11 protein-coding genes are annotated in these 13804 nt (G+C 61.9%); 1 reads left to right on the forward strand and 10 read right to left on the reverse strand.

Features of this window, described 5'->3' with window-relative positions; genetic code table 11:
* Window positions 1-38: 38 nt before the first annotated feature.
* From FHT28_RS32675 to FHT28_RS32715, 9 genes are all read right to left on the reverse strand, one after another.
* Window positions 39-1670: an ABC transporter ATP-binding protein gene (locus FHT28_RS32675; RefSeq protein ID WP_168598514.1), complete on the reverse strand. Its 1632-nt coding sequence runs from the start codon at window positions 1668-1670 to the stop codon at window positions 39-41.
* Entirely contained in the window at window positions 1663-2490 is an 828-nt protein-coding gene (locus tag FHT28_RS32680) for an ABC transporter permease (protein ID WP_037197394.1), read from the reverse strand. The genes FHT28_RS32675 and FHT28_RS32680 overlap by 8 nt, the downstream gene beginning before the upstream one ends.
* On the reverse strand, window positions 2487-3494 hold the full coding sequence (locus tag FHT28_RS32685) for an ABC transporter permease (RefSeq protein ID WP_037197396.1): 1008 nt from the start codon (window positions 3492-3494) through the stop codon (window positions 2487-2489). Before FHT28_RS32685 ends, FHT28_RS32680 begins: the two co-directional genes overlap by 4 nt.
* Window positions 3495-3650: 156 nt before the next feature.
* Entirely contained in the window at window positions 3651-5240 is a 1590-nt protein-coding gene (locus FHT28_RS32690; RefSeq protein WP_047561373.1) for an ABC transporter substrate-binding protein, read from the reverse strand.
* 130 nt (window positions 5241-5370) lie between these two features.
* A complete protein-coding gene (locus tag FHT28_RS32695) occupies window positions 5371-6153 on the reverse strand; it encodes a carnitinyl-CoA dehydratase (RefSeq protein WP_047561371.1) in 783 nt (260 codons plus the stop codon).
* 6 nt (window positions 6154-6159) lie between these two features.
* Window positions 6160-8217 (reverse strand): acetate--CoA ligase family protein, encoded by a 2058-nt coding sequence (locus tag FHT28_RS32700; protein WP_113119192.1) that lies wholly within the window; start codon window positions 8215-8217, stop codon window positions 6160-6162.
* Between the two features lie 4 nt (window positions 8218-8221).
* The gene (locus FHT28_RS32705; protein WP_047561366.1) at window positions 8222-9382 is read right to left on the reverse strand and encodes an acyl-CoA dehydrogenase family protein; all 1161 of its coding nucleotides are present in this window, start codon (window positions 9380-9382) and stop codon (window positions 8222-8224) included.
* A gap of 12 nt (window positions 9383-9394) precedes the next feature.
* Window positions 9395-10885, reverse strand: a complete 1491-nt coding sequence (locus tag FHT28_RS32710) for a carnitine 3-dehydrogenase (protein WP_112442547.1) — start codon at window positions 10883-10885, stop codon at window positions 9395-9397.
* Window positions 10886-10892: 7 nt separating this feature from the next.
* Window positions 10893-11795, reverse strand: coding sequence for a 3-keto-5-aminohexanoate cleavage protein (locus FHT28_RS32715; protein WP_168598515.1), 903 nt, complete (start codon window positions 11793-11795; stop codon window positions 10893-10895).
* A gap of 103 nt (window positions 11796-11898) precedes the next feature.
* On the opposite strand from FHT28_RS32715, the gene FHT28_RS32720 reads away from it, so the two are divergent.
* Window positions 11899-12891, forward strand: a complete 993-nt coding sequence (locus FHT28_RS32720) for a GlxA family transcriptional regulator (protein ID WP_037197560.1) — start codon at window positions 11899-11901, stop codon at window positions 12889-12891.
* Here FHT28_RS32720 and FHT28_RS32725 read toward each other — a convergent pair.
* Complete coding sequence (locus tag FHT28_RS32725) at window positions 12866-13741, reverse strand: LysR substrate-binding domain-containing protein (RefSeq protein WP_047561362.1); 876 nt, start codon at window positions 13739-13741, stop codon at window positions 12866-12868. The two genes, FHT28_RS32720 and FHT28_RS32725, sit on opposite strands and share 26 nt — an antisense overlap.
* Window positions 13742-13804 lie beyond the last annotated feature (63 nt).

Below are 13804 nucleotides of genomic sequence, written 5' to 3' on the forward strand. Positions count from 1 at the left end.
GGATTAAGATTGGGCGGAGGCCTTGAGATGTCGAGCCTTCAATTTCCGGCGCTCTCCATTTTTCGCGTCGTCAAGACACGCTCCAACCAGCCGATTTCCATCTCGGGCACGGATTTCAGCAGCAGGTCCGTGTAATCATCGAAAGGCGGCGACAGTGCCTGTGATTTCGGTCCGAAGCGAACGAGCTTGCCGCGATGCATGACGGCGACGCTGTCGGCGATGGCGCGCACGATGGCGATATCATGCGTGATGAAGATGTAGGAGAGCTGGGCTTCCTTCTGCAACCTCAAGAGCAGCTTCAGAATGCCATCGGCAACGAGTGGATCGAGCGCCGAGGTCGGCTCGTCGCAAAGGATGAGCTCCGGCTTGGCGGCAAGCGCACGGGCGATTGCGACGCGCTGCTTCTGGCCGCCGGAAAGCTCGGCCGGGTAACGGTCGACGAAACCGGTGCCCATCTCAATCTGGTCGAGCAGTTCCTTCACGCGCGCCGTCTTCGCCGTGCCGTGCAGACCGTCATAAAAGGTCAGCGGGCGGCCGATGATGTCTCGCACGGTCTGGCGGGGATTCATGGCGGTGTCGGCCATCTGGTAGATCAGCTGTATCCGCCGCAATTCCTCGCGGGAGCGGTTTTTCAAGGCTGGTGTCAGCGGCTTGCCGTCGAAGGAAATCCGTCCGTCGCTCGGGGGCAGCAGGCCGGTGATGACGCGGGCGAGCGTCGATTTCCCCGATCCGGATTCACCGACAACAGCCAGTGTCTGACCTTTTGGTACATGTAGAGAAACATCGTGCAATACCTTGAAACCGTTCGAATATTGCGCGTTGATATTCTCGATTTTCAGAAGCGCTCCCGATTGATCGGCGGTTTCCTCTCTCGCTATCTGGCGAACGTTGACGAGGGCGCGGGTATAGTCCTGTCGCGGCGCCTCGATGATCTGCTGCACGCTGCCGTACTCCACTTGCTTGCCGTATCGCAGCACCATGATGTCGTCGGAGATCTGGGCGACGACGGCGAGATCGTGGGTGATATAGAGCGCCGCCGTATGTGTTTCCTCGATAGCGTGCTTGATCGCTGCCAGCACGTCGATCTGCGTCGTCACGTCGAGCGCGGTTGTGGGTTCGTCGAAGACGATCAGTTCGGGGTTGGAGCAAAGCGCCATGGCCGTCATGGCGCGCTGAAGCTGGCCGCCGGAGACCTGATGCGGATAGCGCTCGCCGAATGTTTCCGGATTGGGCAGGCCAAGCACACGGAAGAGGTAAAGCGCGCGCTTCCTGGCCTCGTCCTTCGTCATCAGCCGGTGTTTGACGGTGGCTTCGATCACCTGATCGCCCAGCCTGTGCGCCGGATTGAAGGCGGCCGCTGCCGATTGCGCGACATAACAGACGCGGGCACCGCGGATCTTGCGGATGCCGGATTTGCCGAGCGGCAGGATGTCGACGCCGTCGAGCAGCACCTGGCCGCCGGTGATCTCGGCGCCGCCGCGACCATAGGCCAGCGCGGAGAGACCGATGGTGGACTTGCCGGCGCCGGATTCGCCGATCAGGCCGAGCACCTTGCCCTTCTTGAGATCGAAGGACACGCCGTCGACGATGGTCACGCGTTTCGGTGGCTCGCCCGGCGGATAGCTGGTTGCCTCGATCTTGAGATCGCGAACGGAAAGAAGCTCAGGCATCGCCACGCCCTCCCTTGAGGCTGGAGGTGCGCTTCAAGAGCCAGTCGACCACCAGATTGACACAGACCGCGAGCGCCGCGATGGCGGAGCCCGGTACGAGAGCGGCAGAGATGCCGAAGATGATGCCGTCCTTGTTGTCCTTGACCATGCCGCCCCAGTCGGCGGACGGCGGCTGGATACCGAGGCCGAGGAAGGACAGGGTGGAAAGGAACAGGATCGAGAAGGCAAAGCGCAGGCCGAATTCCGCCAGCAGCGGCGAAAGCGTGTTCGGCAGGATCTCGCGGAAGATGATCCAGATCCTGCCTTCGCCGCGCAGCTTGGCGGCCTCGACGAATTCCATGACCGCGACATCGAGCGCCACGGCACGGCCGAGACGATAGACGCGGGTGGAATCGAGGATGGCCATGACGAGGATCAGCACGATCAGGTTCTGCGGCAGCACCGCCAGCACGACGAGCGCGAAGATCAGCGTCGGGATCGACATCATCAGGTCGTTGAAGCGCGAGAAGATCGTGTCGATCAATCCGCGCGAGACGGCGGCGGTGAAGCTCAGGACGATGCCGAGCGAGAAGGAGATGATCGTCGCCGTCAGCGCGACGAACAGCGTCGTGCGTGTGCCATAGATCAGACGCGACAGGATATCGCGGCCGAGATTGTCGAGGCCGAAGAAATATTGCGCGTCGGCGGCCTGCCAGACGTTGCCGACGACTTCGGTCTCGCCATAGGGGGCGATCCAGGGCGCAAAGATCGCGCAGAAGAAGGCGAGCAGAATACCGGCTATGCCGATCCAGGCGGTGATGGGGATCTCTCTCAATCTCATCGTGGATGCCTCAGGCGCGGGTTGGCGACGATCGCCAGAATATCGGCGGTCATGTTGAGGAGGATGTAGACGGCGGCAAAGATCAGCCCGCAGGCCTGGACGACAGGCATATCGCGCACGGTGACCGCATCGACCATGTACTGGCCCATGCCGGGATAGACGAAGACCACCTCGACGACGACGACGCCGACGATGAGATAGGCAAGGTTCAGCGCGATGACGTTGATGATCGGGGCCAGCGCGTTGGGGGCCGCGTGCTTGACGATGGCGCGGAAGGCAGACAACCCCTTGAGCTCAGCCGTTTCCATATAGGCCGACGACATGACCGAGAGGATGGCGGCGCGGGTCATGCGCATCATGTGAGCAAGCACCACGAGCACCAGCGTCGCCGTCGGCAGGGCGATCGCCTGCAGCCGGTCCATGAGGCCCATGCCTTCATAGACGGTGGCGGGAAAGGTCGCCACGCCGAATTTTACGGCAAAGAACAGGATAAGGAGGTAGCCGATGAAGAATTCCGGCAGGGAGATCGCCGCCAGCGAAACGACATTGATGATCTTGTCGGGCATGCGGTTCCTGAAATGCACCGCCAGCATGCCGAGGCCGACGGCGAGCGGCACCGAGATCAGCGCGGCGAAACCGGCCAGAAACAGCGAATTGCCGAGCCGCTTGCCAATCTGCTCACTGACGGAGTTCTTGCTGGCCCAGGAGGTGCCGAAGTCGCCCTGCACGGCGTTGCCGAGCCATTCCACATAGCGAGTGACGACAGGCCGGTTGAGGCCGAGATCGGCGCGAATGTTGGCAACCGCCTGCGGCGTTGCCGACTGGCCGAGATAGGTGGTCGCGAAATCGCCCGGCAGGGCTTCCAGCCCACCGAAGATCAGGATGGAGACCGCAAACAGCAGGACGATGCTGAGCAGACAGCGCTCGATGATCAGGGACAGCAGCGGAAAGCGCTGCTTGAACCTCAGCCCGGGCAGAACGGTTCCGGGGGATGGATTGGACATGGCCGATGCCTCGCGCTCTTGTTGTTTTACGCAATTCCGGACGGAAAACCGCTGCGCACTTTTCCTGGAGTTGCTCTAAACGTCGGGAGGACCGCGAAGAGTGTCCGCGGTCCAGGCTTCGTCAGAGATGAGGGCGTTGTCGCCCGGCTTCGGGCATCAGGCGTCCAGCCAGACGCGGGTCGCGACGTAGCCGTTCGACATGTCGTTGCCGATATCGTGGACGTAGCCCTTCACCTTCTTGGTGGAGGCGTTCACGAAATCGTTGAACATCGGCAGGATCACACCACCTTCGTCGCGCACCATCATCGCCATGGCACGGTAGAGCTCCTTGCGCTTGGCTTCGTCCAGTTCGGAGCGGGCCTGAAGCAGAAGCTTGTCGAAGTCCGGGCGCTTAAAGCGGGTATCGTTCCAGTCGGCGGTCGACAGGTAGGCGGTGGAATACATCTGGTCCTGTGTCGGGCGGCCGCCCCAATAGGATGTGGAGAAGGGCTGGACGTTCCAGACGTTGGTCCAATAGCCGTCGCCCGGCTCGCGCTTGACCTCGATCTCGATCCCCGCCTTCTTGCAGCTTTCCTGATAGAGGACGGCTGCATCGACGGCGCCCGGGAAAGCGACTTCGGAGGTGCGCAGCAGCACCGAGCCGCTATGGCCGGACTTCTTGTAGTGGAAGGAGGCCTTGTCTGGGTCGTATGTGCGCTGCTCGATGCCTTCGGGGAACAGGGCATAAGTGTTGTTGATCGGGAAATCGTTGCCGACCTTGCCATAGCCGCCGAGGATCTTCTTGACCATGGTTTCGCGGTCCATGGCGTATTTGAGCGCGAGACGCAGGTCGTTGTTGTCGAACGGCGCCGTGGTGCAATGCATGATGAACACGTAGTGGCCGCGGCCGGCCGTCGCCAGGATCTCGACATTCGGTGCGCGCTTCAACAGGTCAACCGTCTTAGGGTCGACGCGGTTGATGTAGTGCACCTGGCCGGAGGAGAGGGCGGCGATGCGTGCCGTCGCATCGTTCATGCCGATGATTTCGATTGAATCGACATAGCCGCGGTCGGTGCGCCAGTCGTCCTTGTTCCGCTCGAACGTGGCGCGCACTCCGGGTTCGAAGCTGACCATCTTGTAGGGGCCGGTGCCGATCGAGGCGAGGGGATCGTCATAGCCGCCATTCGGCTGGATGACGAGATGATAGTCGGTGAGAAGCAACGGCATGTCGGCGTTGCCTTCCGTCAGCGTCAACACGAGGTTGCCGCCGTCGGCCTTGATCTCCTTGATCGACTTCATGACGCCGAGCGCGCCCGACTCCGACTTCGCATCGGTGTGGCGCTTGAGGGTGGCGACGACGTCGTCGATCGTCAGATCCTTGCCGTTGTGGAACTTCACGCCCTTGCGGATCTTGAAGGTCCACGTAGCGGCATCCTTCGACGGCTCCCAGGATTCGGCAAGCGACGGAACGGCAGCGCCGGTCAGCGGGTGGGATTCCACCAGCATGTCGCCCCAGCAACGGCCGACGCAGAACATGACTTGAGACAGGAATTTCGCCGGATCCTTGGAATCGGTCGCAGCTCCACCTTCGAGGCCGAGCTTCAGATGCCCGCCGCGCTTCGGCTCGGCCGCCATCGCGCTTTCGGTAAAGAGCTGGTCGGCGAGTGCCAAGGTTACACCGGCTGCCATTGCTCGTCCCATGAATTCGCGGCGGCTGAGCCCGCCCGAAGTCACGCGGCTTGCCAGATATTTCGTATAGTCGTTCATTCCCCTGTTCCTTCTTTTTGCCGTGTTGACAGAAATTCCCGGGCAGCGCACTTCACGTCACGGTTTCCTCTTCCGCGTGAAGCCTGTTGCCCGCGATCATGCGGGAAAATGCTGCGGTTGCCGCCGCTTTTCACTTTCCTTTCCAGATGGGGGCCCGCTTCTCCGCGAAAGCCCTTGCGCCTTCCAATTGATCCTCGCTTGAATAGAGGGCGTCGACGGTCGCAAACTGCCGTTTGGTGATCTTGTTCATGGCAGTCTGAAACGTCGTTCCCTCCGCTTCGCGAACTATTTCCTTTATGGCCGCATAGACGAGCGGCGGCCCGCTTGCAAGCAGACGGGCAAGTTCCCAAGCCCTGTCCATCAGCTTGTCGGCCAAGACGATCTCGTTGACGAAACCCCAGCGATGCGCCTCTTCGACATTGAGCCAGCGGCCGGTGAGCAGCATATCCATGGCGATGTGATAGGGAATGCGCTTCGGCAATTTGATCGACGCCGCATCGGCGACAGTGCCGGAGCGAATTTCCGGCAGCGCGAAGGTCGCGTGAGCGGCCGCGATGATCAGATCGGCGGAAAGCGCGATCTCCAGGCCACCACCGCAACAGATGCCGTTGACGGCGCAGATGACCGGCTTGTTGAGATCGCGCAGCTCCTGCAGGCCTCCAAAGCCGCCGACACCATAGTCTCCGTCGACAGCGTCACCATCAGCGGCAGCCTTCAAATCCCAGCCGGCTGAAAAGAATTTTTCGCCGGCGCCCGAAACGATGGCGACGCGCAGATCCGGATTGTCGCGGAAGTCGCGGAAGATGAGCCCCATGGTACGGCTGGTCGCCAGGTCGATGGCATTCGCCTTCGGCCGGTCGATGACGACCTCGAGGATACCGTCGTCGCATCGGGTGCGAATGGGGTCTTGCAACTTCTGCTACCTCCTTCGCCGGATGAGGGCATCCGCGGCAACGACACCGCGTGATTCACCCAAGACCATCAAGGGATTAATGTCCAGTTCTTCGAGCAGCGCGGCGTTCTTTACGACATATTCTGCCGCTGATACGACGGCGTCGGCAACGATTTCGAGACTGCTTGCAGCACTGCCACGATAACCTTCGATGAGCTTGCGGATCTTCAGCCGTGAAATCCTGTCCAAAACCTCCGCTTTCGTCACCGGAAGCGGCAGGACAACGGAATCTTCAAGCAATTCCACGAGGATTCCGCCCGCGCCGACCGTCAAGGTCAGGCCGACGACGGGATCGCGCACCGCACCGACAATGAGCTCGGCGACAGGGCGCTCGATCATTCGCTCGACCAGATATCCGCGGGCGATGGGAGCCATGCCTTCGGCCGCATCTTTGACTGCATTCTTATCCCATAGGTTGAGCTTGACGGCACCCGCTTCGGACTTGTGCTCTATGCCGAGCGCCTTGAGTGCGACGGGGAAGCCAATTTGCTGTGCAGTTTCGGCTGCCTCATTTGCGGTAGCGGCCGTTCTTCCTAGCGGAACCGTAAGGCCGGCAGCGGCAAGCTCCGCCTTCGCTGCCGCTTCGCTCAAGGTTTCGATCTCGCCCGCGTCTGCGGGCTGGTCCAGCAACGGCAATGGCCGCGGCTTCTTCCAAACTCTGGCGATCCCGCTCGCGACATCGGCGGCCGCTAGTGCTTCGCTGATGCCGCAGAGCGGCACGATGCCGGTTTCGATGAGCTGCTTGGCGATCGGTTCCGGCAGATTTTCCGGCAAGGTCGCGAGGACGCCGGCCCGGGCGCCGCTTCGCTTGGCGGCAGCGGCGACAGCGGAAACCGTCGTCATCCAGTCCACACCGTCGCAGCGATCTTCCCGGGGAAAATCGAGCACGACCAGATTGAGGGCATAACCGCCTTCGAACATGGCGGTGAAGGCATCCGTCTGGCGGGAGAGATCGCCCCAGACGAAGGTGTGATAGTCGAGCGGGTTCGAGAGTGTCACCATCTCGCCGAGGCTCGCGCGCAAGGCCGGCAGCTGCTCGGGTTTCAGGGCGCGAAATTCCACGTTCCGGCCGACGGCTGCGTCAGCCATCAGCGATGCCTCGCCGCCTGAACAGCTCATCGAGGAGATCGCATCGCTTTCGAGCGGGCCAGCGACATGCAGGAGCTTCAGTGTTTCGATAAGCTCCGGCAGCGTTGTCACCCGGCCGATGCCGAGGCGATGGAGTACGGCGTCTGCAACGGCATCGCTGCCTGCAAGCGAGGCCGTATGCGAGATTGCGGCGCGTTGCGCCTGTTCGGATTTGCCGACCTTCAGGGCGACGACCGGTTTTTTCAGCTCGCGGGCGCGGGCGGCAAGAGCCTCGAGCGCACGAATATTTCCGAAGCCCTCGATATGCAGGCCGACTGCCGTCACGCGCGGGTCGTCGAGAACGGCATGGGCAAGATCCGATAGCCCGATCTGCGCCTGGTTGCCGGCCGTCATCAGGTAGCTGATGGGCAAGCCGCGCCGCTGCATGCTGAGATTGATGGCGATGTTGGAGGATTGGGTGAGGATCGCAACGCCGCGCTCGCTGCGCACGATGCCATGCTGATCAGGCCAGAGCAGGGCGCCGTCGAGGCCGTTGATCATGCCATAGCAATTGGGACCGACGATCGGCATGTCGCCGGCGGCTTCGACGAGGGCTTGCTGCAACTCCGCTCCATCCGCCAGCTCCGAAACCGCCTCGCTGAAGCCGGAGGCGTAACAGACCGCGCCGCCCCCACCTCGTGCCGAGAGGGCTCGCACGATCTCGACGGTCAGCATCCTGTTGACGCCGACGAAGGCGGCATCCGGCCCATCCGGCAGCTCCTCCACGGAGCGATAGCAGCGGCGTCCAAGCACGCTTTCCAGCGTCGGATGCACCGGCCAGATGTCGCCGGCAAATCCCATCAGGTCGCACTGCTCGATGACCCGTCGCGCCTCGCGACCGCCGAAGACGGCGATCGTTCTGGGTCTGATGAGGCGGTCGAGCGGGCGTGGCGTCATGTCGTCATGCTCCGAACGGCCGAAGCAGGTCGCGGCTGATGATGTGCCGCTGGATTTCCGAGGTTCCGTCCCAGATGCGCTCGACGCGGGCGTCGCGCCAGAAGCGGGCGAGCGGCAGGTCGTCCATCAGCCCCATGCCGCCGAAGATCTGGATGGCTTCATCGGTGACGCGAGCCAACATCTCGGAAGCATAGAGCTTTGCCGAGGCGATCTCGCGATTGGCTGGGATGCCGGCATCCAGCTTCCAGGCGGCGGACAGCGTCAGGAGGTCGGCGGCGTCGATCTCGGTGATCATGTCGGCGAGTTTGAACGATACACCCTGATTGGCGCCGATCGGCTTGCCGAATTGCTTGCGCTCGGCGGCATAGGGCAGCGCAAGGTCGAAGACGCGGCGAGCCCGCCCGACGCAGGTCGCCGCAACCGTCAGCCGCGTTCCGTACAGCCATTGATTGGCGAGATCGAAGCCGCGATGCACCTCACCGAGCACCTGCGATTTCGGCAGACGGCAATCGGTAAAGTTCAGAATGGCATTGTGGTAGCCGCGATGGGAGACCGAGTCATAACCCTTCACGATATCAAAGCCCGGCGTGCCGCGGTCGACCAGAAAGGCCGTGATCTTCTTCTTGACGCCTTTCGAGGTCTCTTCCTCGCCGGTGGCGGCAAAGACGATGACGAAATCGGCGACATCGGCATGCGATATGAAATGCTTGGTGCCGTTGAGGATGAAATCATCGCCATCCTGTCGTGCCGCGCATTTCATGCCGCGCATGTCGGAACCGGCGTCCGGTTCGGTGATGGCGAGAGCGTCGATCCGTTCGCCACGCACCGCCGGCAGGAGATAGCGCTCCCGCTGCTCGCCCTCGCAAGCCATCAGGATACCGGAGGGGCGGCCGAAGAAAACCGTCAGTGCCATCGAACCGCGGCCGAGCTCGCGCTCGACAAGAGTGAAGGTCAGATGATCGAGGCCGGCGCCGCCGATCTCCTCCGGAAAGCCGCAGGCATAGAAGCCGAGCTCGATGCATTTGCGCTTGATATCCTCGGCAACATCCGGCGGCACGATGCCGGTGCGCTCGACCTCGTTCTCATGCGGATAAATCTCCGTCTCCACGAAGTCCCGGACCGTTTTGACGATCATCTCCTGTTCTTCGCTGAGTCCGAAATTCACGGTCGCTTCCTCCTAGCGTTTTTGTCCCACATGGCGGCCGGCTCCCTCCGGCATTGGCAGTGCTGCATGCGCGGCGGCGATCGGCCTTACTCTCACCAGCACCTCCTCCGGTGCGGCAACAGCCTTGCCCGCCTTGGCATCCACATGCAGGAGCATGTGTTCCGCGGTGGCGATCACATCGCCGCTCGCCGTGTCGTGTAGCCTATGGAAAACATGCAGCCGCTTCTCGTCCGATGCGAGGACCTGGCAGGTCGAATGGATGGCCTGTCCGAGCTTGGCCTCGCCGATATGGCGGATATGGGTTTCCACCGTATAGTAGCTGTGGCCGCGTTCGACATAGTCGAAATCGACGCCGATCAGGCGCAGAAGCGCATCCGAAGTGTCGCCGAATACCTGCAGATAGCGATGCTCGGTCATGTGGCCGTTATAGTCGACCCATGCCGGGCTGACCTTGGTGTCGATCAGGCGCAGCGGCCTTGCCACGTCAGGCGGCGTCTTCTCGCCGCCGCCTGCCGCCCAGAGGCTCTGTTCGAAATCCTTGAGCAGCTTGCCGGCGCCCCAGCCCTTGCCGCCGTGGCCGCCTTTCAGGCTCTGCAGAATGCCGACGAGGTTTTCGTCACGGATGCGCTCCAGCTCGCGGATCGACAATCCGTTCGCCTGCTCGTCCGATTGCTGGCCGATCTTCTCGACGAGGGCATCGTCGAGATCGACGACATCCATCAGCTTGGTCCAGTTCCATTGCAGGGCCGGGCCGAACTGCGCCAGGAAGTGCCGCATGCCGGCTTCGCCGCCGGCGATGCGATAGGTCTGGAACAGGCCCATCTGCGCCCAGCGCAGGCCGAAGGAGTAACGGATGACGTCGTCCAGCGTCTCGACGGTGCAGATGTCGTCCTTGATCAGCCAGAGCGCCTCGCGCCACAGAGCTTCCAACAGGCGGTCGCCGACGAAAGCCTCGATCTCCTTGGCGATATGCACGCCCTTCATGCCGATCGGCGGCAGCCTGTCCATCGCGGCCTGGATCGTCGCAGCACTCGTCTTTTCGCCGCCGACGATCTCGACAAGCGGCAGCAGATAGACGGGATTATAGGGATGGGCGACGAAGAGGCGTTCCGGATGGCGCATGTCGCGTTGCAGATCGGTCGGCAACAGCCCCGAAGTAGAGGAGCCGATCAGCGCATCCGGTCGTGCCGCCGCGTCGATCTGCGTCAGCACGTTCCGCTTCAGGTCCAGCCGCTCGGGCACGCTTTCCTGAATCCAGTCGGCACCGGCGACGGCCGCTTCCAGCGTCTCGCGGAACGTCAGTTTGCCGCGCGGCGGAAGAGGGGCGCCCGTCAGCATCGCATAGGCTTTTTCGGCGTTATCAAGCACTTCGCCGACGATTCGGTTTGCCTCGGGATGTGGATCGTAGACATCGACATCGATGCCGGCCAGCAGAAAGCGGGCAATCCATCCGCCGCCGATGACGCCGCCGCCGATGCAGGCTGCCTTGTTGATCTTGGTCATCGCAGCCTCAGCGCTTCGTCAGTTTCAGTTTCTTGCGGACATCTTCGGGGCCGATGATGCGCGCGCCCATGCCTTCGACCACCTGCACTGCCTTTTCGACGAGCTGTGCGTTCGTGGCGAGCATGCCTTTTCCGGCATAGAGATTGTCTTCGAGGCCGACGCGGACGTTGCCGCCGGCAAGGATAGCAGCCGCAGGGTAGGCCATGGCGTTACGACCGATGGAAAAGGCCGAGAAGGTCCAGCTGGTGGGAACGTTGTTGACCATCGCCATGAAGGTGTTGAGGTCGTCGGGCGCCCCCCAAGGGATGCCCATGCAGAGCTGGATGAGGACCGGGTCCTCGATAAGACCCTCCTCGGCAAGCTGTTTGGCAAACCAGAGATGACCGGTGTCGAAGGCCTCGATCTCGGGGCGCACGCCGAGATCGGTCATCTTCTTCGCCATGGCCCTCAGCATGGAGGGCGTATTGGTCATGACATAGTCGCCGAGGCTGAAGTTCATGGTGCCGCAATCGAGCGTGCAGATTTCGGGCAGGCATTCGGCGACATGGCTGACACGTTCGGCTGCGCCTGCCATATCGGTGCCCTTGGGATTCAGAGGCAGGGGGCTTTCGACATCGCCGAAAATCAGGTCGCCGCCCATGCCGGCAGTCAGGTTCAGCACCACGTCGACGTCCGCCGAGCGGATCCGGTCGGTGACCTCCTTGTAGAGATCGTTGCGGCGGCTGGCAGCGCCGGTTTCCGGATCGCGGACATGGCAGTGAACGATTGCGGCCCCAGCGTTGGCGGCGTCGATTGCCGAATCCGCGATCTGCTTGGGGGTGATCGGAACATGGCTGGATTTCGAAACGGTATCGCCGGAGCCTGTCACGGCACAGGTGATGAAGACATCTCGGTTCATCGCAAGAGGCATTTTGTTCTCCCTCGTATTGAGAGCATTACGCGGCATGCGACATCTTCATGCTTTGCATTATCGGAATCTGTCGATACATTATCGGAAATTTGAGATAATGGTTATGCTGACCCCGTCCGATACGCCACTCGACATCGATCTCCTGGTCCTGCCGGAAACGAACCTGATCCTGATCGCTTCGGTGATCGAGCCGCTACGCGGGGCCAATCGCATTTCCGGGGCAGAGATCTATCGTTGGCGCCTGCTGACGCTGGACGGCTCGCCGGTTGAAACAACAAGCCTCATTCCGGTGCCGGCATCCGGCGGTTTCAAGCCGATGTCGGATACGGCGCCGCTCTTCGTGCTTGCCAGCTATAATTGGCGGCGCAGCGCCACGCAGGCGCTGAAGATGCAATTGTCGCAAACCGCGCGCCATCGTTCGATGATCGCGGGCATCGAATCCGGCAGCTGGCTGCTGGCCGAGGCGAGCCTTCTCGACAATGTCTCTGCCGCCGTCCATTGGGAAGATTTCGACGATTTCGCGCTTGCCTATCCGCAGGTGAAGGCCGTCAAGGACCGCTTCGTGATCGACGGCAAGCGTATCACCACGGCCGGCTCTTTGCCGACCGTCGATCTGATGCTCGAAATCATCCGTCGACGGCAGGGCTATTCGCTGGCGCTCGAGGTCAGCCGCCTGTTCATCTATGAGCCGGCTTCCACCCAAGGCGCGGCAGAGCTTTCCCCATCGACCGCGGGTCTGCGCATGCGTGATCCGCGGGTCGCGCAGGCCATCCGCCTGATGGAAGACCATATCGAGCAGCCGTTGGTTCTGGCGCGCCTGGCCCGCCGCGTCGGCATCAGCGCACGCCATCTGCAGGCGCTTTTCCAGGACAGCATCGGCGCGCCGCCGCATGTGCACTATCTGGCACTTCGACTGAACGCGGCGCGACGCAAGGTGATCGAGACGAAGGATTCCTTTGCCGAGATCGCGGCAGCAACCGGCTTCAATTCGGCCTCGGCATTCTCCCGCAGCTACAGGGCGAGCTTTTCCGAAAGCCCATCCGGTACGCGCCGCAGGCTGCGCGGCCGTATCACTGCTGCGGCAGAGCCGACATAGGCTGAAAGGCTTCGCGCACCCTCTCGGCAAGCTCCTGGATTGCCTCGCTCGAATGATAGGGATTGCGGCGAAGCACGACGCGCGAGGAATCGACGGGAGGAAAGCCGTCTTCGCTCGTCAGCTCCCTGCATCCATGCGGAATATTGCTGCGCGACAGCGTCGAAACGGCAAGGCCGGCCAAGACGGCATTCTTCAGGCCCGAACTCGTGTCGGCGACGAAGGCGATGCGATAGCGCAGCCCCGTTTGCTCTAGGGATCGCAGAGCGAAATCGCGACACCACGTCGAATTCCGGTAGACTGCAATTGGCAGCGGTGTCGCTTCGTGCAGGCGATGTACCAGTGAGGTTACCCAGACGGTGGGATCGATGCAGAGAATTTCGCCCGTCGTCTGATTGCTCCAGTCGAAGACGACAGCCAGATCAAGTTCGTCCTTCTCCAGGGCTGCAAGGTTTCGGGCGGTATAGTCGCAGGAAACGGTCACTTCGACAGCCGGATGTCTGACGGCAAAGGCGGCAAGTGCCGCAGGCAGAATGGTCTGGCTATACTCTTCCGGAATTCCGATCCGCACTGGTCCATCAAGTGGCTTGGTGCGGATGGTCGCGGCCGCTTCGTTCAGAAGCTCGATGACCCTCTGGGCATAGGGAAGCAGCTGATTGCCCGCTCGGGTCAGGACCGCTCCTCGCGCATTTCTGTCAAACAACGTTTCGCCGATCGTTTCCTCCAGGCGCTTGATCTGAGCGCTGACGGCCGATTGCGTGCGGCCGATGCGCTGCGCGGCCACGGAAAAATTCGATGTCTCGCTGATGACGAGGAAGGTTCGGAGCAAATCGCTTTCGATAGGGTCGTGCATCGGAGATCACAAATATTTCTGATAGCTACTATCTCTACTATTCGTTTGCCTGATGTCAAATAT

The organism is Rhizobium sp. SG570 (assembly GCF_012275345.1).
GTDB classification, from domain to species: Bacteria; Pseudomonadota; Alphaproteobacteria; order Rhizobiales; family Rhizobiaceae; genus Rhizobium; species Rhizobium lusitanum.